This is a genomic window from Streptomyces sp. NPDC001709, from assembly GCF_053596375.1.
On record NZ_JBSFGB010000001.1, the window covers coordinates 357368 to 383145 of the forward strand.

At 66.3% G+C, this 25778-nt stretch carries 27 protein-coding genes and 2 tRNA genes; 16 read left to right on the top strand and 13 right to left on the bottom strand.

The window, feature by feature from the left end:
* The first annotated feature begins 95 nt into the window (after positions 1-95).
* Together ACWC0C_RS01805 and ACWC0C_RS01810 are read left to right on the top strand one after the other, a co-directional pair.
* Positions 96-707 carry a hypothetical protein gene (locus ACWC0C_RS01805; RefSeq protein WP_450860849.1) on the top strand — a complete coding sequence of 204 codons (612 nt, stop codon included), beginning with the start codon at positions 96-98 and terminating at the stop codon, positions 705-707.
* A 60-nt stretch (positions 708-767) separates the two neighbouring features.
* Complete coding sequence (locus ACWC0C_RS01810) at positions 768-1298, top strand: hypothetical protein (RefSeq protein ID WP_450860851.1); 531 nt, start codon at positions 768-770, stop codon at positions 1296-1298.
* Positions 1299-1614: 316 nt separating this feature from the next.
* Here the strand turns inward: ACWC0C_RS01810 and ACWC0C_RS01815 are convergent.
* Together ACWC0C_RS01815 and ACWC0C_RS01820 are read right to left on the bottom strand one after the other, a co-directional pair.
* A tRNA-Arg gene (locus ACWC0C_RS01815) sits at positions 1615-1681 on the bottom strand.
* 296 nt (positions 1682-1977) lie between these two features.
* Positions 1978-2142 (bottom strand): hypothetical protein, encoded by a 165-nt coding sequence (locus tag ACWC0C_RS01820; protein WP_450860853.1) that lies wholly within the window; start codon positions 2140-2142, stop codon positions 1978-1980.
* A gap of 828 nt (positions 2143-2970) precedes the next feature.
* On the opposite strand from ACWC0C_RS01820, the gene ACWC0C_RS01825 reads away from it, so the two are divergent.
* Positions 2971-4704 carry an AIPR family protein gene (locus ACWC0C_RS01825; protein WP_450860855.1) on the top strand — a complete coding sequence of 578 codons (1734 nt, stop codon included), beginning with the start codon at positions 2971-2973 and terminating at the stop codon, positions 4702-4704.
* A 356-nt stretch (positions 4705-5060) separates the two neighbouring features.
* On the opposite strand, the gene ACWC0C_RS01830 is transcribed toward ACWC0C_RS01825, so the two are convergent.
* On the bottom strand, positions 5061-5666 hold the full coding sequence (locus ACWC0C_RS01830; protein ID WP_450860857.1) for a hypothetical protein: 606 nt from the start codon (positions 5664-5666) through the stop codon (positions 5061-5063).
* 1376 nt (positions 5667-7042) lie between these two features.
* Here ACWC0C_RS01830 and ACWC0C_RS01835 point away from each other — a divergent pair.
* Complete coding sequence (locus ACWC0C_RS01835) at positions 7043-8089, top strand: AAA family ATPase (RefSeq protein WP_450861129.1); 1047 nt, start codon at positions 7043-7045, stop codon at positions 8087-8089.
* A 401-nt stretch (positions 8090-8490) separates the two neighbouring features.
* Here ACWC0C_RS01835 and ACWC0C_RS01840 read toward each other — a convergent pair whose 3' ends face one another.
* The 5 genes from ACWC0C_RS01840 to ACWC0C_RS01860 all read right to left on the bottom strand — a co-directional run bounded on the left by ACWC0C_RS01840 (position 8491) and on the right by ACWC0C_RS01860 (position 11671).
* Positions 8491-9477 carry an SDH family Clp fold serine proteinase gene (locus ACWC0C_RS01840; RefSeq protein WP_450860859.1) on the bottom strand — a complete coding sequence of 329 codons (987 nt, stop codon included), beginning with the start codon at positions 9475-9477 and terminating at the stop codon, positions 8491-8493.
* A gap of 596 nt (positions 9478-10073) precedes the next feature.
* Entirely contained in the window at positions 10074-10451 is a 378-nt protein-coding gene (locus tag ACWC0C_RS01845; protein WP_450860860.1) for a hypothetical protein, read from the bottom strand.
* Positions 10448-10795 (bottom strand): hypothetical protein, encoded by a 348-nt coding sequence (locus ACWC0C_RS01850; protein ID WP_450860862.1) that lies wholly within the window; start codon positions 10793-10795, stop codon positions 10448-10450. The genes ACWC0C_RS01845 and ACWC0C_RS01850 overlap by 4 nt, the downstream gene beginning before the upstream one ends.
* Positions 10789-11217 carry an ATP-binding protein gene (locus tag ACWC0C_RS01855; protein WP_450860863.1) on the bottom strand — a complete coding sequence of 143 codons (429 nt, stop codon included), beginning with the start codon at positions 11215-11217 and terminating at the stop codon, positions 10789-10791. Before ACWC0C_RS01855 ends, ACWC0C_RS01850 begins: the two co-directional genes overlap by 7 nt.
* Positions 11218-11263: 46 nt before the next feature.
* Positions 11264-11671: an NUDIX hydrolase gene (locus ACWC0C_RS01860; RefSeq protein WP_450861130.1), complete on the bottom strand. Its 408-nt coding sequence runs from the start codon at positions 11669-11671 to the stop codon at positions 11264-11266.
* 110 nt (positions 11672-11781) lie between these two features.
* Between ACWC0C_RS01860 and ACWC0C_RS01865 the strand changes: the two genes are divergently transcribed.
* A complete protein-coding gene (locus ACWC0C_RS01865) occupies positions 11782-12570 on the top strand; it encodes a GntR family transcriptional regulator (RefSeq protein ID WP_365717973.1) in 789 nt (262 codons plus the stop codon).
* A gap of 22 nt (positions 12571-12592) precedes the next feature.
* Here the strand turns inward: ACWC0C_RS01865 and ACWC0C_RS01870 are convergent, their stop codons facing one another.
* Positions 12593-12958, bottom strand: a complete 366-nt coding sequence (locus ACWC0C_RS01870; protein ID WP_450860866.1) for a hypothetical protein — start codon at positions 12956-12958, stop codon at positions 12593-12595.
* 180 nt (positions 12959-13138) lie between these two features.
* Here ACWC0C_RS01870 and ACWC0C_RS01875 point away from each other — a divergent pair, with 180 nt between their 5' ends.
* The 9 genes from ACWC0C_RS01875 to ACWC0C_RS01915 all read left to right on the top strand — a co-directional run bounded on the left by ACWC0C_RS01875 (position 13139) and on the right by ACWC0C_RS01915 (position 19011).
* Positions 13139-13495, top strand: a complete 357-nt coding sequence (locus ACWC0C_RS01875) for an SCO3933 family regulatory protein (protein ID WP_450860868.1) — start codon at positions 13139-13141, stop codon at positions 13493-13495.
* Positions 13495-14871 carry an FtsK/SpoIIIE domain-containing protein gene (locus ACWC0C_RS01880; protein ID WP_450860870.1) on the top strand — a complete coding sequence of 459 codons (1377 nt, stop codon included), beginning with the start codon at positions 13495-13497 and terminating at the stop codon, positions 14869-14871. Before ACWC0C_RS01875 ends, ACWC0C_RS01880 begins: the two co-directional genes overlap by 1 nt.
* Positions 14872-14911: 40 nt before the next feature.
* Positions 14912-15523, top strand: a complete 612-nt coding sequence (locus tag ACWC0C_RS01885; protein ID WP_450860872.1) for a DUF2637 domain-containing protein — start codon at positions 14912-14914, stop codon at positions 15521-15523.
* A gap of 10 nt (positions 15524-15533) precedes the next feature.
* Positions 15534-15725, top strand: coding sequence for a mobile element transfer protein (locus tag ACWC0C_RS01890; protein ID WP_228623269.1), 192 nt, complete (start codon positions 15534-15536; stop codon positions 15723-15725).
* A gap of 17 nt (positions 15726-15742) precedes the next feature.
* Positions 15743-15937, top strand: a complete 195-nt coding sequence (locus tag ACWC0C_RS01895; RefSeq protein WP_450860874.1) for a hypothetical protein — start codon at positions 15743-15745, stop codon at positions 15935-15937.
* Between the two features lie 25 nt (positions 15938-15962).
* Positions 15963-16208, top strand: coding sequence for a SpdD protein (locus tag ACWC0C_RS01900; protein WP_376287739.1), 246 nt, complete (start codon positions 15963-15965; stop codon positions 16206-16208).
* A gap of 157 nt (positions 16209-16365) precedes the next feature.
* Positions 16366-17646 (top strand): replication initiator, encoded by a 1281-nt coding sequence (locus ACWC0C_RS01905; RefSeq protein WP_376287737.1) that lies wholly within the window; start codon positions 16366-16368, stop codon positions 17644-17646.
* Positions 17639-17851 (top strand): excisionase family DNA-binding protein, encoded by a 213-nt coding sequence (locus tag ACWC0C_RS01910; protein WP_228623273.1) that lies wholly within the window; start codon positions 17639-17641, stop codon positions 17849-17851. Before ACWC0C_RS01905 ends, ACWC0C_RS01910 begins: the two co-directional genes overlap by 8 nt.
* Positions 17851-19011 (top strand): tyrosine-type recombinase/integrase, encoded by a 1161-nt coding sequence (locus ACWC0C_RS01915; RefSeq protein ID WP_450860876.1) that lies wholly within the window; start codon positions 17851-17853, stop codon positions 19009-19011. Before ACWC0C_RS01910 ends, ACWC0C_RS01915 begins: the two co-directional genes overlap by 1 nt.
* Positions 19012-19092: 81 nt before the next feature.
* Here the strand turns inward: ACWC0C_RS01915 and ACWC0C_RS01920 are convergent.
* The 4 genes from ACWC0C_RS01920 to ACWC0C_RS01935 all read right to left on the bottom strand — a co-directional run bounded on the left by ACWC0C_RS01920 (position 19093) and on the right by ACWC0C_RS01935 (position 22719).
* Positions 19093-19165 (bottom strand) — tRNA-Arg (locus tag ACWC0C_RS01920).
* A gap of 95 nt (positions 19166-19260) precedes the next feature.
* Entirely contained in the window at positions 19261-20877 is a 1617-nt protein-coding gene (locus ACWC0C_RS01925; protein WP_450860878.1) for an IclR family transcriptional regulator domain-containing protein, read from the bottom strand.
* A 379-nt stretch (positions 20878-21256) separates the two neighbouring features.
* Positions 21257-22492, bottom strand: a complete 1236-nt coding sequence (locus ACWC0C_RS01930) for a M6 family metalloprotease domain-containing protein (RefSeq protein ID WP_449198686.1) — start codon at positions 22490-22492, stop codon at positions 21257-21259.
* Positions 22471-22719, bottom strand: coding sequence for a hypothetical protein (locus tag ACWC0C_RS01935; protein ID WP_450860880.1), 249 nt, complete (start codon positions 22717-22719; stop codon positions 22471-22473). The genes ACWC0C_RS01930 and ACWC0C_RS01935 overlap by 22 nt, the downstream gene beginning before the upstream one ends.
* 619 nt (positions 22720-23338) lie before the next feature.
* On the opposite strand from ACWC0C_RS01935, the gene ACWC0C_RS01940 reads away from it, so the two are divergent.
* Together ACWC0C_RS01940 and ACWC0C_RS01945 are read left to right on the top strand one after the other, a co-directional pair.
* Entirely contained in the window at positions 23339-23986 is a 648-nt protein-coding gene (locus ACWC0C_RS01940; protein WP_449198684.1) for a TetR/AcrR family transcriptional regulator, read from the top strand.
* Positions 23987-24167: 181 nt separating this feature from the next.
* Positions 24168-25712 carry an MFS transporter gene (locus tag ACWC0C_RS01945; protein WP_450860882.1) on the top strand — a complete coding sequence of 515 codons (1545 nt, stop codon included), beginning with the start codon at positions 24168-24170 and terminating at the stop codon, positions 25710-25712.
* The last annotated feature ends 66 nt before the right edge of the window (positions 25713-25778 follow it).

Genomic DNA, 25778 nt, shown 5'->3' on the forward strand with positions numbered 1-25778 from the left:
CACGATGGGGTGAATCCAGCAGGTAAGCGGCAACCTCACGCCATCTTCACATGTCCCACATCTTGCTTTCGACAGCAGACATCTTGGGGGGACCCGTGAGTAACCAGCAGCCGCAGCATCCCGGATGGGCCGGCCCGCAGCAGCCCTACGGCCAGGCCCCTCACGGCCAGCAGCCGTACGGGCAGCCGCCGTTTCAGCCGCAGCCGCCGAGAAAGGGACCCGGCGCAGGGAAGGCCATCGGTCTCGGCTGTCTCGGCTTCGTCGGCGTGGCCGTCGTCCTCGGCATCGCCGCCGCGGCCGTCAGCGGCGGCGCCTCGAACGACTCCAGCAGCAGCGCCTCGAAGTCCACGACCGGCAACAAGACGGCCGCCGGCGCCAAGGACGACAGCAAGAAGGCCAGCGCCCCGAAGACCGTCGTCTTCAAAGTCTGGGGGACCGCCCCGGCCGGAGCGCTTGGCGGTCTCGACATCAACTACGGCTCCGACAACGACACCCGCAAGGGCGTTTTCAAGAACGGCAAGTTCGAGGCCACCCTGCCCCTCAAGAAGGGGGCGATGTACTACGCGCTGAACGCCCAGCTGCAGGGTTCGGGGGACGTCAACTGCAGCGTGACCGTGGACGGGCAAACGAAGTCCGGGCACGCGTCGGGCGGCTACAACATCTGCGATGCCCAGCTCAGCAGCGACTTCACCGGCGGCTGGCAGTAAGAGGGGCCCAGATTCCAGGCCGCCCATCCTCGAACCGAACAACTGCCCCTGGGGGGAACCATGACCGACGCCAGCCCACCACCGATGCCGCCGTACAGCCCGACACCACCGGTGAAGAAGTCCCGCACCAACCTGATCATCGCGGCTTCAGCCGCGGCCGTCATCGCGGCGGTCATAGGCACCGGAATGATCGTCATGCACTCCAGCTACGGCAGTAAGCCGGCCGCGGCCGCCAAGCCGACGGGCGGCGCCACGGACACACCGACCCCCACGCCGTCGTACGACGAGGTGACCGCCGACAGCTTCACCATCGAGCTGAGAACCACGAAACGGCAGTGCTTCGGGACGGCCGGCTGCAATGTGACGGTCGAGCCGGACCTCACCTACCTGGGGGACAGCGAGGGCATCGACCCGAACGCCGTGTACGAGATCACTTACGAGATCCACGGCGACGAGTCCGGCCCGGTCATCGAGACCGCCGAGCTGTCGGACCGGACGAGCCTGAACTACACGCCGTCCGTGATCAGCACCGCTTCGGCGGGCACGAAAGTGTCCGTGGAGATCACCGACGTCACAGCCCAGGGAGGATGAGGCGTCGAAGGCCAGTTGTGTGCAGCCTTGCTTCCCGAGGCGCTCGATGCCGTTGGTCAACCCCGGCCCTCTCCGGCCGACGTCGCCCCCGAATTAGCCAGCAGCGCCCCTGACAGCGTGCGGGGGCTGTTCGCGTCTGAAGTCCTGCGGCTTCCTCTGATCGTTTAGGCGATGCTCAGTAGGTCGGCACTCGTGGTGAGAGTGAATCCACCCGTAAAGAAGATGCAGCGAGCGTGGGGAAGTGGCCCAAGGAAAAAGGCCCCGGACCCTCCCTGACCTGGGAGTTCCGGGGCCTTAGTTCTGCTCACTACGGTGCCCCCGGCAGGATTCGAACCTGCGACACCCGCTTTAGGAGAGAGGGTGGGCCGTCGAGCCAGTGACCTGCTGCTTCGCCGGCCGAGCTAGCGGGCGAGGATGCACCCGCTAGCGACCCTTGTTGACCGCTGCTGACCCCTGCATCTGGCACGGCTGTGGCACGGCGACCTCTTCGTCCCGAAGCAACTTGGAAGGGGCCTTGGCCCTGAGCTGGTCTGCCGCTCACCTGCGCTGATGGTCCGCAGCCGTCCGCGCTCGTCTGCCGATGTTCGTCGACGTTGTCACGCAGTTAGACACTCACCCCGCGAGTCCGGCCTACTTCTTGCGGCGCTTACTCACCCATGGCCCCTGGCCGGTTGCCTTGCTATCGCCCTGCTGTTCCTCGGTCGTCGTGGCTTGGAGGCTCATCCTCACCTTGACGATGCTCGGCATTTCCACGCATCGCCTGGACAGCCCGGCACCATGAGTCCAGGACATCAGGTAGCTGATCCAGCATGCCTTTGATGGCAATCAGCGTCATGGTGATCACGCTGGAGATTGTCAGGATGGCGAGGGTCAACCTGTCGCCCAAGGATCCGGCCTCTCTGAGAGCGGTCGGACCTCCCGGCGGGGGCAGTCCGACCATTTCTGCGATGGTCGAACCGGCTTCCCGCCGGCACAAGAATGCAGTTCAGGGCTACGGCCCCACGTTGGATACTGCTGATACTGCAAAAGGGGCGGCCCCTGAGGAGCCAACAGAGCCCGACAGGGAGTGGTGCCGGCCACTGCTCCTACAGGCGTCTGCTCTTCCTGGCACCCCAGCGCGAAGCCGGGCCACGCAGGGCGCGGACAGGTCGCACACCCTGCGCACCATCACTGCGGTGCCCATGGAGGGCAGCAACCTCTCTCGAATGGGTAGCGAGGATCGAACTTGCGCTCCCAGCTTGGGAAGCTGTGGACATCAAAGGTCTGTTGTGGGCGCCGGCCTGCTCGAACAGTCGGTTTGCGGCTTCTGCGTGCTCGTCTACTCTCACCGTGATTCCCCGCTGTTCCCCGCCCGATCTGGAGCGCTTGTGGTGCGTGTGCGGCGACGGTGAGTGTCCGCGTCGGGGGTCGCCCGGGAAGCGACGAGGTCTCAGTTGCCCTCAGTCTGGGCCGCCGACTCGTCGTCTCCGCCGGCACGGAGGCGATGATTGGCGACTTCGAGCCTCGGGCCGACAGTCATGCATTCAGCGGCGCCAGCGCTGGGTCAGTTCAACAGTTCGAACCCCTGTGGTCGGGGAGCGGATTCCTAGCCCCGTTGTCTTGCGACCGGCGCGGCTCATCGCCAAGATGGGAGCTTGCGTAGTCACAGAGATCACCTGGGGGGACTCTGCATATGGCTGTGAAGAGCAACGATCAACGCCTACTCGACCGCATCCTTGAAGATCAACGGCGCCGACTTGCGCCGAACCAGAAGATGGACGATTTCTTTAACTATTTTGCGGCGAGCACAGCATTGCAGGACCTGGATCTGGACATTGATGAGCTCCGAGATGGCATCGTCGATGGATCGCATGACTGTGGCATTGACGGCCTTTGGGTTTTTGTCGACGACCGCTACGTTTCAGCCAATATAGAACGACACGTAACCGTTCGGGCCAATAAAATTGAGCTAGTAATTCTACAAGCGAAGACGTCCCCCGGTTATCAAGAGAACGCTTTCGAGAAACTGCACTACCACTTGCCCTTGCTACTCGACATGGATCGCGATATCAAGGAGCTCTCCGAGTCGACAAATGCAAAGCTTCTGGACCGCACCGGTCGATTCCTTAACGTCTTGGAGGCTCTTGCATCCTCCTTCCCGGAGGTGTCAATCAGAGTCATTTATGCCACTCGATCAGCAGAGCAGCCGCATCCTAACGTCCGGGCGAAAGGGACCAGGCTTGCTCGCGAGTTGGCCAAGGTTGCATCACAAACAAAGTGCGACGTCGAGTATCTGGGTGCGGCAGAACTTAGGGCATTGTCGGCTCGCGGTGCCGTGGTCGTTTCTGAAATGGTGTTTACCGAGACGCCTATGAGCACGTCACTTGGTGAAGGTTATGTCTGCCTGGTACGTCTCGATGAATACTACAAATTCATCACGTCGAGTAATGGAGCGTTGCGTCTTGAATTGTTCGAATCGAACGTGCGAGACTATGCGGGACGCACATCGGTAAATACCGCGATCGGGGAGACGCTAAAGTCTAGTCACCGCGAAGATTTCTGGTGGTTCAATAACGGCGTGACCATCGTGGCAGAAGAAGTTAGAATTGCCGGTAAGAAGATCGTAATCAGGGATCCTCAGATCGTGAATGGTCTCCAAACGAGCCATGAGATATTCAACCACTTTCAGAATGCTGGACAGCACAACGATCGTTCGGTCCTCGTAAGAGTCATGGTTCCGCCGACTTCTGGGCGCGCGAGGGATGTCATTATCCGCGCGACTAACAGCCAGACCCAGCTCCCACCGGGAGCACTACGCGCTACCGAGAAGATCCAGAAAGACATTGAAGAGTCGCTGGCGCGAGACGGCTACTACTACGAGCGGCGGGCGAATTACTACAAGAACTTGGGATTCCCTCTGGAGCAAGTCGTCTCCATGTCGCGACTTGCCCGAGAGTACACAGCGTTTGTCGTCGGGGAGCCGCACACCGCACTTAAGTACTCGGAAACGCTACTATTGGACGATTCTCACTACTACAAAGTCTTCTCGACTGACAATGATCTCGACCTCTACAGGTTGGTACTTGATGTACATGTGCGGGTCGGAGAGTTTCTTGCCTATTATGCCGAAGATCGCCCACTGCTCGGCGATACGGCGGAGAACTGGCGGTACCATCTTGCATACATGAGTTCATTTACTCTGACGCGTTTGAGGCGACCCACGCAAAGGGATCTACTGAACGTGAGAACTGAGCATCTGACGGATGCCCTTTTGGGGCCAATGGCGAATCTTCTGGATCGCGAATACCGTGCAACACTCAGAGGGAACCGGGCTCAGGGAATCGACAAAGTGGCTCGTAGTCAGGATTTCACAGTCGGGTTGCGGCAAGCCACTATTGCGATGCGTCGATTCAGGATTGACCGTTGATCTCAACGGCTCCGGGCTGCTCGCGGGGTTAGAGGGTAAGCACCGCTTTAGGAGTTCGATCCGTGCCTCTCCCTGCCGCCACTGCTCACTGGCACGACGGCCGGACAGGGGTGCTGAGGTACCACTCCGTCCGGCGTCGTTGATGTCAGCCGTGGATGTCAAAGATCTCTGATCCGTAGCTCTATGTGGGACCGTCGGTGAAGGGCAGACAGGTCGCCCGCGGGCGTTCCAGGCGCGCCCTTGGGTGCAAGTGGCCGCTGCAGTTGCGGTACGTCGCTGTGGTACGGCGTCATAAGTTCACGCAGGAGTCTCGTCGCAGTACAACATGTCCTGCCAGCGGCGGGGCGTGCTCGCACCTACATGAAGTTCCGAAGCCTTTTGAGCCGCTGATCGAGCTGAGTCAAGAGCGATGGGAGGATGTCAGCAGCGTGCGCGAGCGAGTTCGCGGAGCCCCGAAGTCCTTGAGCGTCGAAAACCTCTGCTGCATAGGCCAGTCGTCGAGCGCTATCCGCTTCCAGGCCACCGGACTTGTCCGACATGACGGTGACGATGTTGCGCAGCTCACGAAGGGCATCTGACGTGAGCGTCCCTGTTCGCTCCAACTCGTCGGCGATCTTCTCCAGCCGCGTTACCGGCGGGGTAAACACCGAGATGAGGAGGGCAGCGAGCTGATCCTCGCTAAGTGGCGGGATCAGGTCCAACGCCGGGCCATTCCTGCCTTCGTGGGCGCGCTTCCACTCCCGAAGCAGATCAGGTGGATATCGCTCCTCGCCGTGGTTCTTGTCGTCGACCTCGGCATGATGGGCAAGACAGAGAAGTATCAGGTTCTTGAACGACTCGCGCTCCCGCGCTTCCTTCTCTGAAGGACAGGGGCGGTAACGGGCGGCAGTGCGCTTGACCCCGATGATGTGGGCGATCTGAGCGTTCTTCTGAAAGACACCTGGCCGGACTTCATAGATCACAGGGAAGGGACACCCAGGGGCGTAGCACCGGCCGTTGCTAAGCGTCCAGAGAGCGGCCTCAACTGCCGCGGGAATGTTGCGCCGGCGCTCTGGATCCTCGTCTGATCGCCCCATACGAACAGCCTAGGTGGTGCACTCGCACGGCCCCAGACCACAAAGTGGTACATTCCGCCGGGCCTGATGGCACCTCTCGGAGACCGGAACCAAGGCCCCAGACTAAGATCGGTCCGGGGTGCTGCCTTGGGCCGCTGCGCGTCCCACCTGCGTTTCTGGTCCATAGACGTTCGCGCTCGTCCGTCGGTGTTCGTCGGCGTTGTCACGCAGTTAGACACTCATCCGCCGCGACTCCGGCTCACTTCTTGCGGCGCTTGCTCGCCCTCTTCTTCAGCTCGGCTTGGCCACGCTTCGCCTAGTCACCTTGGTGGAGGTAACAGCGCGACGTGCCCGTCACTGTCTTGTTCTGGCAGCGACCGCCGGCCACCGTTGGCCAACCGCACTTCCCTTGCTTCCACTTGCCCACGGTCCGCTCCCGGTAGCCCAACTCACCTGTCGGCAACCAGCGTGCGTGATCGTGCAGACGTAGGGGAGGGCGAATGGCAGGCGGCACCCGGGGCCCCGCGCGTACGCGGTCAGAGCATCCGGCGCATCTCCTCGATGTGCACGCTTTCCAAGTCTGTTGGCCGTGGCCGTAGATCCGTCCAAGACCGTTCATCTGCGTCTACTCGGATACGGCGATGCTGGGCGGTTGCTGCCGCTGGTCGGCGGTGAACGAGCCCGGATGCTGGCGGATGAGACGGAAGTTGAGACGGGGCGGATGCGCTCACAGCCCAGCCGCCGGCATGTCCGTGGATGGCGGCCAGCGCTCACCCGTGTCTGAAGCGGCTGCTGTACCCAAACCTGCCCCCAGCATCCACGAAACTGGCTAACATGCTAATTCGTTATCAGCAGACTGAGGGGGGAGAATGAGTGGGATGTCGCAGACTTCACTCAAATTGTGGGAAGGCATGCGGAAGTTCACTCCGTTGGTGCAATTGGAGTCTATGGACTTCGATACTGATTCACCCTTCCCTGGTCAAAAGATAAACCTCTCGCCGTTCACTGTGATTTCCGGATTGCATGGGGCTGGTAAGAGCACGCTCCTAAAGTGCATCTCTGAATCACTCCAGACTGGGTCCTGGAGAAATGAACATCCGCCATTCCTCGGCCCAATGGGAGAGGGTATTTCGCTAGGCGGGTTTGTGCAAGTTTGGCTACGTAAGGGGGAGGATAGGATCTCATACGCCGCCAACCTAGGGCACCCGCGAAAGCGCGGCGAAAGCATAGCTGACGTGTATCCCGATATTCATAACACATTCGAGGTGCCGAGCGAGATCTCGATGTTCTTTCAAGAATCTCGCAGGCAGGATATATTGAGCCTTCAGGAAGGCGATAGTTGGAGTCAATCTCGAAGAGATCTGGATGCCCTCAGGGACATCCTAGGGGTTGCTTATGAGGAAGTCATTTACTATCCGGTTAGGGCTGACAGTCTCGCACCTATCTTTCCGTATGTACGCGCTCGACGGGGAAATCGGTGGGTCGACTCTTTCTCCATGAGTTATGGCGAATTGTCAGTTCACAGGATGCGGTGGTTCGTCAGACATCCTTACCAGGATTCCCTGGTGATCCTGGATGAGCCGGAAGCCAATATTGCTCCGCGTGGGCATGCAGCTCTGGTGGATGAGTTGGCACGATTGGCACGTTCCGCTGGAGTCCAGGTAATCGCCGTTACGCATTCCCCCGCCTTCATTACCAGGGTCCCGCTAGATTTTGTTAGGATTTGCGTTCGTGGCGAAGGCGACCCTCTGCTTCTTCAGCCCTCCCTGGTATCGGATCTGCGTGACATGCTGGGCGTGGAGAGTCCACTGCGAGGCGTCGTCCTAGTTGAGGATGAGGTGGCTCGTGAGCTCCTTAGGCTGATGCTTTCTGTGCATGGCTTTATCGGCGGCAATGAAATTGAGGTGATAGACGTAGGATCGTGGAATGACGTGCTAGTTACCGCCAGCGGTATTTCAAACTCGGGCAGGTTGCGGGTTGCCGCCGTTATTGACGGTGATCAGCGTGAGAATCTGAAAGGGAAGGGAACTGGCCGCGATGCTTTGTTCCTGCCTGGAAAGGAATCCCCGGAGAAGGTGGTGATGCGCAGCGCGGCGCAGAATCCGAAAGAGCTGGCAAGGGGGCTGGGATGCTCTGATTCTTCGATCAGTATCTATTTGGCTGAACTGGCTGGAATGGATCACCATAGATGGTTGGAGATTCTGGCGCGGAGAACAGGGAACGACTGGCGCTACTGCTTGAGGGCGGCATTCTCGATTTGGCACGAGATCCCCGAGAATTACGCAGACGCAGAAGCTCTGGTTCGGAATATCGAGAAAAAAGTGTGCTAACACTCTGAGGTCATGTAGACACGGCTGACATCCCAATACGAGTGCGGTCGTCAGATCAGGTCCGATAGGAGGTGCGTCTGTACCTCAGCCCACGAAAGTCAGCCACGATGGCGGGTGGGCCGACTGACCAGGCGCGCGTGTGTTTCGCTGCACCTCCGCTGGCCTCAGCCACGCTATCCAGGTTTGTCGTCGGCCAGAGCAACCGCGATGGCCGGCCCGTGACAGGGGCGGGAGCCCCCGGCTTCTTGGGGAGCTGGGGCATCGAAAGCGGATTGGGTCCGCTTGTGGTGCGGGCCGCGTGGCGCACGATCCGGCGGTCTGCGTGCGTCGGCGGGGTAGGGCTGCTGTCCTGCGGTGGGCTGCTTACAGTGATGGGCAGCCCACCGCTGCGCGTGAAACGTCTACGGAGTGGTCCCCAGGGAGCCGAATGGGATTTGAAGGCCGCCGACAGGGGGCATCATTTGTGCTACGTTGACTGCCATTTGCTGTACGGCGAAAGCGCGACCGATATGATTCTCAATGATCTTTACAGCGCCTGTGCTGCCGAAAGTGTGAGTCGTGGCATGGAAAACGCTAAGCACAAGATCCTGTAGGACTTGGTCATCCTCTAGGTCCTGAATGAGCACTCCTTGAGCGCGAGCGTGTTCGCGATCGATGCCCCGACCGTGAGCCTTGTGCAGATCAGCATCCGCGAAATATCTTGCTATTTCTGCGCTCTTCTGGTCGCGCTCAGGATCTGCTGCAAACATGTAGCTTCTGAGCCACTCTTGTACCAGCTCGCGCCCCAGTTCCTCGTACTGGGCGCAAACCTCCAGGAGGCCTGGAGCGTACTGCTGCAAAATTGGAAGCCAGACGCTCAAACGGCTTGCATCGTTGGAACACTCTTCGGCGGCGCGCTCAAACTGTCGAATGAGAGCCCTTGCAGGCATGGCGCGCCCGCCCGTGACGAGCTGTGGGTCGATTGGGCCTAGCTGGGAATGCTTGCCCATCACAATCACATTCGCTGAAAGGGCCCACATCGTTGCGGCTGACATAGCGGCCAGAGGTACGAAGACGCGCACGTCTTCGTACTTGGATCGCATGTAGCTGACTAGGCTATTGGCGGCTTCGGGAGACCCCCCAGGGCTATGAAGGATCAAGTCCAGGTTTGGCCCGGGGAGATCCCTGAAACACTCCATCAACCCTTGCATATCCTGCAATGTGATGGATGTATTTGCAGGATTGGCCTGTGCGCCAAGGAAGTCTGTTGCGTACAGAACCACATTGCGCCCAGTGTGAGCATGTAGTTCCGTAAGATATTTGCGTCGGATCAAATCGAAGTCTGGCCCAGCGGACCCGTTACTAGCCGATTCTCCGATTTCCCGGAGAATGTCTCCCCAGCCTGGCACTGAACTAAGCGTTCCCTCCGGTAGTGAAGCGGGTGAGGGGCACGGAAATCGTAGGCTGGGGTGCGCGCTTATTTGCGGCTTGATAGATGCGCATTACCTCTGCAACTCCAGGGCGCTTCATCGCGGCACTCAGAAGTTCTTCGTGCTTCTGTGTCGGGCTCTTTTTGTCACCCACCGTTACTCTCCCCATACGCTCGGATGCTATCAACCTTACAGTCGCCGACAGGGAGGGGAAAGATGTCGGTCGGAAGGGGCGCGACGGTGATCCAGTATCGATCAGAATGTGAATCGGCGCGGCCACTAGATGTAGTGATCCATTAGGGCGAGGGCACTAGATAGGCGACGCCAGGTCGATGGAGCGGCTTTGGGGTGGTGCTGCTTTGGCGGGAGTGATCATGGCCCCGTAAAGCCGTGGAGCCGACCGCCCCAGCCACGATGGACCCCTTCTCTGAGGCCAGGTGGCTGATCGCTGTGTGCGCGGCACGGGCGCCGGCCGGGCTGGAGCGGGGCGGAGACAGGAGCGCGGCCCGGCCGGGGGCTGGGCCGCGCGCGGTGAGCGGAGCGAGCCGCCTTGAACCAGTAGAGAAAGTTGTAACTCAGTCGGCCGCGTGGGGTTTGAAGTCGTATGCGCAGGCTGGCAGTTCGGCCCTTTGGCGGTGGGCGAGTGGCAGGAAGAGAACCGGCCGGATCGTCCACGTGATGCGAGTGCTGGCCTGAGTGACCGTGACCGTGCAGGGATCGGAGCGCAGGAGGGCACGTCGGGTCTCTATGCGGCCCTCGTACAGCCAAGCCCATGCCTGGTCGGAAGCGTCGGAGTCCAGCGCCGGTGAGATCGTGCGGAGCGTGACCGCGACCCACCTGTCTGCCTGGGGTGCCGAGTACGCGTCGAAAGCTGCCCGGAGTGCCGGCAGCTGGTCGCCGTCGAGGTCCTCAGTCCAGCACTCGCACCAGTAGCCGCGCGCGAGTCCCGTCACGATGCCGCTCCTCTGGGGTAGGCCACGAGTACGTAGCGCGTGTTCTCGTCGTACAGGGTGAGTTGGTAGGCCGTGCCTGTGGCCAGATAGGCGAGGGCTCGCTCATGCTCCGGCTCGTCGGTGAGCCAGTGGCGGCCCGGCTGTGCGTATGCGGCGTCGAGCTGGTCCGTGATGTGACTCGTACGCTCCTGAAGCCAACGCAACGCCAGACGGGGGCTTGTGGCGGCGTGCGATCCCAGCGTGATGGAACGGACTTCGTGCAAGGGGTAGGCGGCGGCCCAGCACTGATAAGAGCCGTACCGCCCGCCCGCATGCAGGTCCTCAGCAAGGGCTGACGTCAGCATGACTGACCCTCTGAGCCCGGCTGTGCGAAGAGTTCCGCGGTGACCGTGTGGCCGCCGTCGCTGTCGTGGACCACGACCCGGTGAGCGATCGCGCTGACCATGCCCAGGCCCCGGCCGTGCTCGGCGTCCTCGGCCTGGTCCTCGACCTTCGGGGCGGTGGCCGCGCCTCCGTCGTCTGTGACGGACAGGGCGATCACCTGCGGGGAGACCGCAAGGGCCAGGTGGAACCTGCCGGACTCCAGGCCGCTGGCCGTGTGGAGGATCGCGTTCGTGCTCAGCTCGCTCACGATCAGTTCGGCATCCGCCGCTAAGGGCGATCCGCGCAGGATGTCCCGGGTCCAGCGGCGGGCCCGGCTCACTTCTTCTGGGAATCCTGGGCAACTCAGTCCCCAGACCCGGGCTGTACTCGTATACTCGTGCATACAAGTTCCTTCGTGCTGGTAGGCCGCCATGTGCAGCGGGTTCGGGCTAGACGAGTTTCACGCCATCGTGGGCGCGGATGGCCGGCGGGGACGCCGCGTCGAGTGCGTCCAGGACGCGGATCGCGTACGCCTGGTCGGCAAGCTCGGTGACCTCTTCACGGGTGGCCCAGCGCAGCGCGCGGGTCTCGTCACCGGTGGTGGGCGTGCCGTCGGCGGCCTCGCAACGGAAGACCAGGGAGACGATCAAGCCCTTCATGTTCTTGTAGACGCCGGTCAGGGTCGCCGGAAGGGCGATCTTGATGCCGGTCTCTTCGAGGACTTCGCGTTGCAGGGCTTCCGGGATGGTCTCCTCGCGTTCGAGGACGCCGCCCGGGGGTTCCCACTTGCCGTTGTCCCGGCGCTGGATCAGGAGGGCCCGACCGTGGTCGTCGACGACGACCCCGGCGACGCTCACGGAGTGCGGGCGTTCTGTGCTCACGTTCCTCGGCCCTCTCGGCTGGCTAGGCTCTCCACCGTAGCAACAACACTCGCCCACTCGTCTAGATACCTAAAGGAGTACTCAACGTGAGCCCTCTCCCTTCCGGCCTCCTCGGCGATCTCGACCCCACGAGCGATCGTGCGGTCTTCCGTCAGATCGCTGACCAGCTGCGCGAGGCCATTGACCGTGGGCGGTTCCGCGAGGGTGAAAAGCTGCCCTCGGAAGCTGAGCTTGTCGAGCACTACGGGGTGTCCCGGATGACCGTCCGGAACTCCTTCTCCATCCTCCAGGGGGAGGGTCTGGTGCACGCCGAGCACGGCAAGGGCGTCTTCGTGCGGCCCCGGCCACCGGTGCGGCGCCTCGCCTCCGACCGGTTCGCCCGGCGGCACAGGGAGCAGGGGAAGTCCGCGTTCATCGTGGAGGCCAATGCGGCCGGCAGTCACCCCCAGGTCGACAGTCTTGAGGTCAAGGAGGAGAAGGCCAGCCAGGACGTCTCTACTCGGCTCGGGTCCGTCCGGCGCGTGCTCGCCCGGCGGCGTCGGTACCTCCTCGACGGACGGCCTGTCGAGTTCGCGACCTCCTACCTGCCCCTCGACATCGCGCGCGGGACTCCGATCGCCGAGCCGAACCCCGGCCCCGGCGGCATCTACGCCCGCCTTGAAGAGCTGGGCCATCGTCTCGACCACTTCGAGGAAGAGATCCGTGCCCGGATGCCCTCGCCCGCCGAGGTCAAGACGCTGCACCTGGCGGCCGGCGTGCCGGTGATCCACCTGATCCGGACCGCCTTCGACACCGAGGGGCGGGCCGTCGAGGTTTGCGACACGGTGATGGCGGCGGACGCGTACGTCCTGTCGTACCAGCTCCCGGCGACGTGATCAGATGGGCGGCGGCACTGCTCTAGACGGTCGGCTCGTCTTCGCCATCGGGGACGGGCGGGAAGATGTGGCCGATGTTGTTCCACATGAAGCCCTCCCGCCAGTCGGGCTTGTCGGCCATCGAGTCGAGGAGTGCTTGGAGGACCTTCTCCTGCGACACCGTCCGGGTCTGGTAGTGCTCCGAGGGGACGCCATCGCGGTATTCCAGCTGGTAGGTGTTGTTGTTGCAGAACCAGACCTGGATGTACCAGTCGCCCTCGCGTTCCCCGTCCCGCCGGTCAAGGATCAGGTACTCGTTGCCGCGTTGCAGGTTGGCGAGCATGGCCCCTACTGCCGGCTTCGTGGGGCGCTTCAGCTCGTAGCCACGGCCGTTGGTCGCTATCAGCATGGGTGGATTGTGGCGGGTGGGTCTGACACCGGCGCAGGTCGCTTCTCCGAACTCGTACACCCCAACACGCTTACTCGTATAGACGAGTGGGCAAGTTGTGTGGCACAGTGGTCCGCACGAACCCGGGAGATCGGGTTCGTAGGACGACTCTTGTATAGACGAGTAGATAGGGGAAATCCCTTGCGTACCATCCGCGTTGAGACCTCCGCCGCGACGATCCTCCTCACCGAGGCCCCTGAGCCGAAGGTCCGCGACCGGCAGACGGGCGAGATCGCCAAGGACGCGAACAGCGGTGAGGCCCTGATGACGATCGGCGTCGTCTACATCGAGGACGGCGAGTCGTCGCTGATCAAGGTCACCGTCCCGGAGGGCGGCATCTCCGAGGGGCTGGCCCTCGGAGCGCCGGTCTCGCTCCCGGGACTGGTCGCCCGGCCGTGGGAGTCCGTGTTCAACGGGCAGCAGCGACATGGCATCGCCTACCGGGCCGCCGCCGTCACTCCAGCCGCCTTCCCGGCCGTCACCGGGGCCGCTGCCTGATGACCGACCTGACGACGCTCCTGGAGGTGGGTGGTCCCCTCGCCGCGCTCGGCGGTGGGGCCGCCTACACCCGGGCCAAGCACCCGGCGGTGTACTGGTCCACGATCGGCCTGCCGATATCCACGGCCCGGCTGCTCGGCTCGTACAGCTCGGTCATGGAAGCGTGCGGCCTGACCGTGGCGCCCTCCCGGCTCAGGGTCCTCGCTATCAAGGCCACGACCAACCGTGAGGTCCGGCCCGTACCGCCCCGTCGGGGAGTCATCCGGCCCACCTCGACCGGTCTCCGGATCCGGCTCCGGCTCGCGCCGGGACAGGAACCCGCCGACGTCGCCGCCTCGGCCGAACGGCTGCGGCATGCCTGGGGCGTGCACGCCGTGTACGTCACGACCGTCAAACCGGGCGTGGTCGAACTGCGGCTGGTCGGCTACGACGTGCTACGACGGGTGCGGATGCCCCGCAAGGTCGCGAACGGCTTCCTCAAGGTTCCGGTCGCGCTTCGGGAAGACGCCATGCCGTTCGTACGGGACTACCGCACCATCCCTCACCAACTCACCCTCGGCGCCACCTTGTCCGGCAAGTCCATGTACCTACGTCACCTGATCGCCGGACTCGCCCGACAGCCCGTCGCCCTGGTCGGTATCGACTGCAAGCGGGGAGTGGAGCTGGCGCCCTTCGCCGCTCGGCTCTCGGCATTGGCAACCGACCCGGAACAGGCGGCGGAACTGCTGCCCGTGCTGGTCAAGGAAATGGAGGACCGATACGACCTGATCAAGGCCCGACAGGGCATCGCGCCGGACACGCCCGACGAGGAGATCACCTCCGACGTCTGGGGCCTGCCCGAGAAGCAACGCCCGGTGCCGATCGTGCTGTTCGTGGACGAGGTGGCCGAACTCTTCCTCGTCGCCACACGCAAGGACGAGGAACGCCGGGACGAGATGGTCACCCAGCTCATCCGCCTCGCCCAGCTCGGCCGCGCCGCCGGTATCTACCTGGAGGTCTGCGGACAGCGCTTCGGCGCCGAACTCGGCAAGGGCGCGACCATGCTCCGGGCCCAGCTCACCGGCCGCGTCTGCCACCGCGTCAACGACGAAGCCTCCGCCAAGATGGCGCTCGGCGACATCGCCCCCGAAGCGGTCTATGCCGCCTGCGCCATCGCCCCAGAACGACCCGGCCTCGCCGTGGCCGGTGACACCTCTGGCGGCTGGTCCCGCATCCGCACGCCGTACCTCTCCCTCGCCACCGCCGCCGAGACCTGCCGTGAGTCGGCGGACCTCGTGCCCGATCTGCCCGCGCTCAAGTGCTTCCGGCCCGACGCACCCGTGCGCCCGGTCGAGACCGCGCCCTCGGCCGTTCTGCCCCACCCGGTAGCCGACTGACCTTCCCCTCTCCCCGCCCGACTCCAGAAGGAGCCGCATCATGCGCGCCCGCCTGGTCCGCGTCGACGCGGTACTTGTCCAAGCACTCATCGCCGCCGCGCTGTCCTTCGCCCACCTTCACGACGTCGCCATGGCGGCCGGACAGGACGGGTGGAAGGCATGGGCCTATCCCATCTCCGTCGACCTCTTGCTTGTCGCCGCCTGGCGCCGTCTGCGCTCGGGCACGACCAAAGCGGCGGCCTGGTGCTGGTTCGTCATCGCGCTCACGGCATCCCTCGGCGCCAACGTCGCCACCGCCGGCCTCCTCGACCTCGGCAACGTCCCCGCCTGGCTGCGCATCCTCGTCGCTGGCTGGCCCGCCATCGCCTTTCTCGGCGGGACCCTCCTCGCCCACTCGGCGGCAGAGAAGCACGCCGACGTTGACGACCAGGAGGACGAGCCCGAAACCATGCCCGAACCCTCCGACCAACCCGCCATCGAAGCACCGCCAGAGCCTCCGCCTGTGCCGGTCCCGTCCGCCCTGGTCGACCACGCCCGAAAGGTCGCCGCCGAGCACCACGCCCGTACCGGCGCCGCGATCGACACGCCGACCCTCCGCGCCCGCCTCGGCATCCCGGCTCCCATGGCCGAAGCCATCGCCGCCCACCTCTGAAAGGACACCCATGGCCGCCAACCGCAACTTCCGTGACGTCACCCGCATCGGCCCCGTCCAGGTCGGCACCTCCTACGACCAGCGTGGCCGCGAGAAGCACACCGCCGCTTGCACCGCTCCACGCTGCGGCTTCTCCGCCGACTACGACAGCCGCGCCGCCGCCGAACTGGCCGCCCGTACCCACCGCTGCCCCGTCCGCTGAAAGGGCCAAGACCAACCGTGACCGTCAGTCTGCCGCTCGTGCTCGTCCTCGGTTTCTTCGTCTGGGGAGCGATCAAGTTCCTCGGCATCCGGCCCTGGACTGTCGTCCTGATCGCCCTCTTCGGCTTCTGGCTCTCGCACACCTTCCTCGCCCCCGGCATCGAGTCCGGCACGCGCTCCGGCGTGGGCGTCATAAACGGCACACATGACTAGACGAGTAGATAAGGAGAGCCCGGCTGTGTTCCTGCCCAAGTACCCGGACAACCCCACCCCTCCGCCCGCCCACACCCACACCCCGACGGACCCGGCGCCGCTCCAGCGCTACCGCCCGTCCCTCTCCATCGATCAGAAGACGGTCGCGGCCCTGATCGTCGGTGGCGTAGTCCTCACCGCGCTACTGGCCGCCGTCGCTGTCACGGCCATCTCGGTGGCCATCGCCGCCGTGGTCCTGCGCTCGCTCCTCCGCGAGCACAACCGGCGCTGACGCGCCTTGACCTCCGAGGCGGCGCGACACGGCCAAGCATCCGCCGCCCCGGCGGCCCATTCCTCCCGACAACGCCAGTCAGAAGGAGACCGCCATCTTCGCCCGCACCACCCCGCCCCCGCTCCCGGAACTCAGCAACCTCGCCGCCGACGGGACCCTGCCGGGTATCCTCCGGCAGCTCTCCGGGCTCGGCGGCTGCACCCACCCCATCCGGCTGGACGGCCACCGCACCGAGTACGACGTCGACACCACCACCGGTGAGATCGGCCGTGTCCTCCAGCATCTCGACTCGACCGCCCTCCCGGCCGGCCAACTCCTCGTCCGCTGCAACAACCGCCGTACCACCCGCTGCCCTGCCTGCGCCGAGGTCTACCGGCGTGACACCTTCCACCTGATCACCGCCGGACTGCGCGGCGGCAAGGGCACCCCGGAACGCGTCGCCGCCCATCCCCGGGTCTTCGCCACCTTCACCGCCCCCGGCTTCGGCCCGGTCCACAACCGCCGTACCGATGGCCGCCGGTGCCGCTGCGGCACCCACCACGACCAGAACGACGACACCCTTGGCACCCCGCTCGACCCGGACACGTACGACTACGAAGCCGCCGTCCTATGGAACGCGCACGCCGGGCAGCTCTGGCGCCGCTTCTCCATCTACCTGCGCCGTGAGGTCGCCAAGCGCGCGGGCCTGTCACAGCGCCGGTTCCGCGAACACGCCCGCGTCTCCTTCGCCAAGGTCGCCGAGTACCAGAAGCGCGGTGCAGTCCACTTCCATGCCGTGATCCGCATCGACGGCCCCGATGGCGGAGAGACCCCGCCCCCGGCCTGGGCCACCGCTGACTTGCTCACGGACGCCATCAAGGAAGCAGCCGCCAATGTCCGTGTCGACGGTCCGGTGATCGAGGGCCGCACTCATACCTTCGCCTTCGGCCGCCAACTCGACATCCGCACCATCCGCTCCGCCGACTTCAACGACGGCCAGGAGCTGACCGAGCGGGCCGTAGCGGCGTACATCGCCAAGTACGCCACCAAGGGCGCCGAGACCGCGACGGGCGCCCTCGACCGCCCGCTCAAGTTCGCCGCCGAACTCGCCCAGTTCGACATCAGCGACCACGCCCGCCGCCTCATCCGAACCGCCTGGACCCTCGGCGCCCGCAAGGACCTCGAACACCTCCGCCTGCGCGCCTGGGCCCACATGCTCGGATTCCGCGGCCACTTCTCCACCAAGTCCCGCCGCTACTCCACCACCCTCGGCGCCCTCCGCGACGCCCGCGCCGAATGGCGCCGCGCCCAGGCAGCAACCGAAGAACGCCCGACCGACACGACGTACGTCCTCGCCCACTGGGTCTTCGCCGGCACCGGCCTGTCCGACACCGAAGCCTGGCTCGCCGCATCCCTCGAACCCGCCCCCGGAACGGAAGGAGAACCCACCCATGGCTGACCGCTACCTCACCGTGGCTCAGGTGGCCGAACTCCTCGGGACCACGGAACGCTTCCCGCGCCGCCTGATCGCCGAGCGACGCATCACGTTCGTCAAGGTCGGTCGGCACGTTCGCATCCCGGAAAGCTCGCTGAGCGCGTTCATCGACGCCCACACGGTTCAGCCGATCGGTCACCGGCGCGGCTCGCTGCGGAGGGTTGCCTGATGGCCAACAAGCAGGGGAGGCGCAGAAGCTTCGGGTCGGTCCGGCAGCTCCCATCTGGCCGCTGGCAGGTTCGGTACCGCGATCCCGAGACGGGCCAACTGCGCCCGGCCGAGAAGACGTACCCGACCAAGACCGACGCGCAAGCGGCGCTCACACACATCGAGTCCGACATCGCGCGTGGGCACTGGTCGGACCCGGACGCCGGGGCAGTGAACTTCGAGGAGTACGCCGTTGCTTGGCTGCGAGACCGGAAGCTGGCCGATCGCACGCGCGAGCGCAACGAGTCGGTGATTCGGCTGCACATCCTGCCCACGTTCGGGGCCGGGAGCGTGGCGGACGTGTCGACGGCTCGGGTGCGCAGCTGGCGCGGCAAGCTCCTCGCCGCCGGCGTCGGGGAGCCGACGGTGGTCAAGGCGTATCAGCTGCTCCGGGCCTTGATGAACACGGCGGTGGACGATGAGCTGATCCGGCGCAACCCATGCCGTATCAAGGGAGCGGACCACTACGACGTGCCAGAGCGGCCGGTCCTCACGGTCGCGGAAGTCTTCGCCGTTGCCGACTCCATCGCTCCGCGCTATCGGCTGCTCGTGCTCCTGGCGGCCTTCACCACTCTCCGGTTCGGAGAGCTGGCGGCCCTGAGGCGCCGGGACATCAACCTGGGGGCACTGACCGTCACAGTGCGCCGCGCTCAGGCCGAACTGCAGAACGGGCGGCTCTTTGACAAGGCGCCGAAGTCCGCAGCCGGCGTCCGCTCCGTCTCCTTCCCGGCTGAACTGCTCGATGAGATCACCCGCCACCTGGAGCACTTTGCCGCGCCTGGCAGCGAGGGGCACATCTTCGTCGGGCCGCAGGGCGGACAACTGCGGCGTAGCAACTTCCGCGACGACTGGGTGCAAGCCCGGAAGGCGGCTGGCGTCACGGCTGAGCTGCACTTCCACGACCTTCGGCACACCGGCAATACGCTTGCCTCCACGGCTGGCGCCAGCACGCGCGAGCTGATGACCCGGATGGGCCACAGCAGCTCACGGGCCGCGCTGATCTATCAGCACATGACCAGCGACCGCGACCGGGCCATCGCTGACCGGCTCGGAGCAATGATCCGGGGCGGTGGGGGAGCGGCGTCCGAGCAGCCCTCCGAGAAGGACCCTGCGGGCCCGTAGTGGCACGCCTGTGGCACGACCCCTGAAACGCCGAAGGGCCAGCCTGGGAGGAATTCCCTCCTGAGCTGGCCCTTCTCTCTGTGCCCCCGGCAGGATTCGAACCTGCGACACCCGCTTTAGGAGAGCGGTGCTCTATCCCCTGAGCTACGAAGGCATTGCTTGATCGGTGGTGACTGGGTCACCGCGGACAGTGTAGCGGGTGGGCCGTGGCGGTATGGCGGGGTGCGGGAGGGGCGTTGCGGGTGGGGGTCAGGACGTGGGGATGTGGGTGAAGCGGGAGGCTGTGCGGAGGTCTCGCTGGATGTGGTCGGCGGTTGTGCGGAGGGCTGGGAGGACTTCCTGGACGCAGTCCTCGAGGGTGCGACGGGCCGCGTGGGTGGCGACGTTCAGCGCGGTGACCGCCCGGCCCGACCGGTCCCGTACCGGTACGGCGATGGATCGCAGGCCTGATTCCAGTTCCTCGTCCACCAGGGCGTATCCCTGGGCGCGGACCTTGGCCAGAGTCGGGGGGAGGGGGGAAGTGGTGTCGGCCAGGAGGACGCGGCCCAGGGACGTCGCCGTGGCGGGCAGGCGGGCGCCCACCGAGATGTGCACGGTCAGGACGCGGCTCGCGCCCGCGCCGGCGGTGTACTGGATCTCCGTGCCGTCGGGTGTGAGGACCGCCAGCGCCGTCGGCTCGTGCAGGTGGTCCGCGAGGGCGCGGAGGTGTGGCTCGGCCAGGCGGGGGAGTGTGGTGCGGGACAGGGGTGGGAAGCCGAGGTCCAGGACGCGCGGGGTGAGCGCGAAGGTGCGGTCGGGGTGCGCGTGGACCAGGCCGAGGTGTTCGTGGGTGAGCAGCGCACGGCGGGCCGTGGCCCGGGCCAGGCCGGTCGCCCGTGCCACCTCGCTCAGGGACAGCGCCGCGCGGCCCTCGCCGAAGGCGGCCGGTACGGTCAGGCCGCGCGCCAGCGACTCCACGAAGTCCCGGCCCAGCTGGTGCTTGGACGCCGTCGTCCAGGTCGCTAGGCCCGACGGCGGCGGGCCCGGCTCGGGCGGGGGTGCCGTGCGCAGGTCTGCCTCCATCGCCGCCACCGCCGTACGAAGGCGTGGCAGGAGGCTTGTGCGCAGGTCGGCCGCGGAGTGCCGGCTGGTGTGACTGACCACGCTCGCCACGCAGGCCAGGTGGCCGGTGCCCGGATCCCGTACCGGTACGGACACGGCCACCAGGCCCGGTTCGATCAGTTGGTCGTCCAGCGCCCAGCCGTCCCGGCGCGCCCGCTCCACCCGCTGCGCGAAGGTGGGGTCGCCGGTGTGGGCCTGCCGGGGGGGTACGGCGGGGAAGGCCGCGTCCGTCGGGTCCGCCGCGCGGCGGGTGCGCCAGCGTGTCCAGTCCGGTTCCGTCCACTCGGTCGCGAACAGCGGCCCCGGCGCGGTGCGTTCGGCCGGGAGCAGGTCTCCGATACGGAAGCTCACGGACATCGCGCGGCGGCGGGTGGCCTGGTGGATGAAGCGGATGCCGTCGAGGTCGGCGACCGCGAGCGACACCGACTCGTCCAACTCGTCGGCGAGGGCGTCGGCGCGTGCGCCGAGCAGTGCGGGCAGCCGGAGAGCGGCGAGGTAGGCGTTGCCCAGCTCCATCACGCCGGGGGTGAGGACGACGTCCCGGCCGTCGAGGCGGACGTAGTCCATGCGGGAGAGGGTCGCGGTGACGCGGTCGACCGTGGAGCGGGCGAGGCCGGTGGCCCGTTCCAGCGCGCTCGGGCTCAGCGTGCCGCCCGCCTCGGTCAGCCGTCGCAGCACACCGACCCCGCGCAGCAGCGGTCCGACCGCTTCCCCCGCCTCGGCACGGGCGTCGGCATCCAGCGCGGTCGCACTCTTCGCGGGCATCGGCTCTCCGGTACGGCATTCGGGCACGCCTACGTTAATCCCCGCCCGGCATGTGCAGGGTCCGTGTGTTGGCCTCGCCGGCCGCCTGGCTGGCTTACTCCGTTGCCCGCGAGCACCGTCCCCCGCGAGCTCCCTCGCCCGCGAGTACCGTCCGCCCGCGAGTACCGTCGCCCCCGAACTCCGTTGGCCTCCGTCCGCTGCCTTCCGGCTCCGGTCCCGGCCCCGGCCCCGGTCCGCTCGCTCCGTCTGCCGCCACAAATTCCGCCAGCCGTCTGCAGCCGCCGGCCGCCGACCGCCGACCGTCGCCTACCGGCTCAGCCGCCCCCGCCCGCCGACCGCCCGCCGACCGCCAACCGTCCGCAGGCCCCGCCCCGCCCCCCTACCCCCGCGTCACCCGCACCCGATAGTTCGCGTCCTCGTCCCTGCCCTCCACCTGCACGGTGATGCCATGGCGCGGGTCCTTGAACGATTCGCCGGGGGAGAAGGGGGCGTCGGAGAGTTCTGACTGGACGTTGGGGCTGCGGGTGCAGCCGCCGCTGTTGCGGTGGCTGTCGTAGACCGTGACCGGACCGCGTCCGGTGTCGATCGTGCCGTCCACCTTGTAGATCAGCACGCCCGGCCGGCACACCACCTCGTCGTTGCCGCCCTGCTCCCGCACCTCCACCGCGTACGAACTCTGCGCGTCGACGGGGATGAGGACCAGCTTCCCGCCCCCCGCCTTGTACAGCGGCGTCAGCCCGTACTCGACGCTGCCCCGTGTCGCCGCGCAGCCCACCTGGGAGCCGTCCAGCCAGCCCAGTTTCCACTTGTGCCAGGCGAGCAGATCGTTGTTGGCCCCCCAGTCCTCGCTCATGATGTCCCAGTGCCCGACCGCGACCCCGCCGTCCTGCGTGTACAGGTCGGGCAGGCCGAAGGTGTGGCTGTTCTCGTGCGGCAGCACCCGGTAGCCGGTGTGGTCGTAGGAGCCGGAGCCGTCGTCCTGCCGGGAGTAGACGAAGGAGGCGTTCGAGACGGGAACGCCGTCGGCGACCGGGGCGTCGCCGTTGCCGGCGAAGGTCACGGACAGGACCGTGTCCAGGGCGGAGGGGCCGGCGTTCGGGGTGACCAGGACGTTGAGGATGTCGTACGTGCGGAAGTCCACCGTCGGGTCGGCCGTGGCCACGATGTCCTGCACGAGCTGTCGGTAGCCGGGATCGAAGGGGGCGCCGCGATCTATGCCGTACGCCTTGAAGGGCTTGGGCATCCGCAGCCACGTGGTGATCGGTGTCTCCGGCCGGTAGTCCAGGCGGCCGTACGACGAGGTGCGGAACCACTCCTGGGTCCGCGGGAAGAACTCGTGGAACCGGTCCATGGCACTGCCCCGCCCGGGCGCGTCGGAGAAGTCGACCATCAGGGTCAGGGCGTGGAGCGTGCCCGTGGAGTGGGCGTAACCGTGTGGGGTGGGCAGGCCCTCGGTCATCTGTACGTCGAGACCGCCGTGGACGGTACAGGGGGCGAGGGCGGGGGAGCGGGCCATGCCGATGGGCCCGGCGGTGGTGGGCGCCGACAGGTGTCCGGTCCCGGCCGAGGTGCTGACCGTGAAGGTCAGCGCGGTCACCACGGTGAGAGCGGCCACGCGGCGCGGGCGTATGCGACGGCGGCGGGCGCGCGAGCGGCCCTCTCGGGGGCGGCCGTCGCGAGAACGACCTTCACCCGACCGGCCTTCCCGAGGGCGGGCTCCGCTCCCTCGGCCTTCCCGGGTGCCGCCTTCGCCTGATCGGACTTCGCCCCCTCGGCCTCCGCCCCCTCGGCCTTCTCGGGGGCGGCCGTCGCGAGAACGCCCTTCGCCCGATCGGCCCTCACGAGAGCGACCTCCACCCGATCGGCCCTCACGAGACCGGCCTTCGCGCCCGGCGCTGGGTCCGTGGAGTGCGCTAAGCCCGTGGAGTCCACGGAGTCCCCCATAACGGCCTTGCGAGAGTCCCCCGTAACAGCCTTGAGCGTGTCCTTCGTCGGCGAGGCGTCCGGGGGAGGGGGATATGGGGCGGGGCGGCTCCGACTGCGGCTGCATGCATGGACCTTTCGCTCCACGGCAGCCGCCGGTCTCCGGCTGCACCCTGCGATCACCCTGAGTCGGCGGGGTGCGGGGCGCGCGCTGGAGGAGACCGTTCGTGGGAAATCCGGGCCGCACGGGAGTGAATCCCAGCGGGAGATGAGTGTGGCTCAGGTCACAGGCATTCTTTCGGCAGGCGGGAAATAACCGGGGAACCTCTCCCCGTTTAGACCTGTGTCCGAGCGAAACGGGGACTGGCTCCCCGGATCGCCCCCATCACTTCCGCACTTCGGCAACCGCCGAACAGCTTCAACCGCCGAACAGCTTCAACCGCCGAACAGCTTCAACCGCCGAACAGCTTCAACCGCCGAACAGCTTCAACCGCCGAACAGCTTCAACTGCCGAACAGCTTCCCCAGGAGAGTCCACCGTGCCGACCGCGCCCACCCTCGCACCGCGCAAGGTGCCCCGGCCCCGCGCCGACGCCGTGCGCAACCGGGAGCGGATCGTCACCGCCGCCCGGGAGATGTTCGTCGAGCACGGCCCAGACGTGCCGCTCGACGAGATCGCCCGCCGGGCCGGCGTCGGCAATGCCACGGTGTACCGCAACTTCCCCGATCGCGAGGCCCTCGTACTCGAGGTCGTCTGCTCCGTCATGGACCGTACGGCCGAGGCGGCGGAAGTGGCCCTCGCCGAGACCGGGGACGCCTTCGCCGCACTGGAGCGTTTCGTGCACGCGTCCGCCGACGAGCGGATCAGCGCGCTGTGCCCGATGATCTCCAGCAGTTTCGATCGGCACCATCCCGACCTGGAAGCCTCCCGTGAGCGCCTGGAGCAGCTCATCGAGGAGGTCATGGGGCGGGCCAGGGCGGCCGGACAGCTCCGGCCCGACGTCGGCGTCGGTGACCTGATGATCGTCGTGTCCCAGCTCAGCCGGCCCCCGGCCGGTACGGACTGCCTGCGCGGCGACCGTTTCGTCCACCGTCACCTTCAACTGTTCCTCGACGGCCTGCGGGCGCCCGCACGATCCGCCCTCCCGGGGACGGCCGTGACCATCGGGGAGCTGCGCGAGTGCTGACCGAAGCGATTCGAAGCGATGACCGAGCGCTGACCGATTAGTCCGGCCTCCGCGCGCAGTCCATCCACGCAGCAGCTTCTCCGGCCGCCATAAGCCCCTGTAAGCCCCTGTGAGCCCCGGCAAACCCCGGTAAGCCCCTCTGATCATTTTTCCGTCACGAAGTCCCGAAGTGGGTACCCCCATGTCCGAAACAGCCCTCAAGGCTCCCGGCGCCGCCGCTCCGGCCGGCGACGCCAACCGCTGGAAAGCGCTCGTCTTCATCGCGCTCGCCCAGCTGATGGTCGTCCTCGACGCGACCATCGTGAACATCGCCCTGCCCTCTGCCCAGAGCGACCTCGGCATATCCGACGGCAACCGGCAGTGGGTCGTCACGGCCTACGCCCTCGCCTTCGGTGGTCTGCTGCTCTTCGGCGGCCGTATCGCCGACAAGTGGGGCCGTAAGCGGGCCTTCCTCATCGGTCTGGCCGGCTTCGCCCTCGCCTCCGCGCTGGGCGGTGCCGCCACCACCGGCCCGATGATGTTCGGCGCCCGCGCCCTGCAGGGTGTCTTCGGCGCGCTGCTCGCCCCGGCCGCGCTCTCCCTGCTCGCGGTGATGTTCACGAACGCCAACGAGCGCGCCAAGGCGTTCGGCATCTACGGCGCCATCGCGGGCGGCGGCGGTGCCGTCGGCCTGATCCTCGGCGGTTTCCTCACCGAGTACCTGAACTGGCGCTGGACCTTCTTCGTGAACGTCCCGTTCGCCATCGTCGCCGCGGTCGGCGCCTACTTCGTCATCCGTGAGCCCGAGGGCGGCCGCAACCGCTCCCCGCTCGACATCCCCGGCGTGATCCTGTCCACCCTCGGCCTGGTCGCCCTCGTCTACGGCTTCACGCGTGCCGAGACCGACGGCTGGGGCGACTCCGTGACCGTCTCGATGTTCGTCGCGTCCGCGGTGCTGCTCGCCGCCTTCGCCGTCGTCGAGTCCCGGGTCAAGGCGCCGCTGCTGCCGCTGCGCGTGGTGACCGACCGCAACCGCGGCGGTATCTACCTCTCCCTCGGCCTCGCGATCATCGGGATGTTCGGCCTGTTCCTCTTCCTGACCTACTACCTGCAGGTCGTGAAGGGCTACTCGCCGGTCAAGACCGGCTTCGCGTTCCTGCCGATGGTGGCGGGCATGATCACCGGCTCCACCCAGATCGGCGCCCGGCTGATGACCCGGATCCCGGCCCGTTTCCTGATGGGCCCCGGCTTCCTGGTCGCCGCGCTCGGCATGCTGATCCTGACCCAGCTGAAGATCGACTCGTCGTACGGCACCCAGCTGCTGCCCGCGATGCTGCTGCTCGGCCTCGGCATGGGTACGGCGTTCATGCCGGCGATGTCCCTGGCCACCCAGGGCGTGCAGCCCCGGGACGCCGGTGTCGCCTCCGCGATGGTCAACACCTCGCAGCAGGTGGGCGGCGCGATCGGTACCGCCCTGCTGAACACCATCGCCGCCTCGGCGACCACGTCGTACGTCAAGGACCACATCGCCGGTGCGGCCGCCAAGCCGCAGCAGCAGCTGGTCAAGCTCCAGGGCATGGTGCACGGCTACAGCACCGCGATCTGGTTCGCCGTCGGCATCCTGACGCTGGCCGCGCTGATCGCCTTCACCTTCGTCAACGCCGGCCGGCCGGGCTCCACCACGGTGGCCTCCGGCGAGGGCGAGGCCGTCGAGGACGAGGTGCCGGTGCCGGTGGTGGCCCACTGACAGTGCACCCAGGCCCTGCCGGGCAGTGCGCCCAGGCCCTGCCGGGCAGACGGGAATGTGACGGCG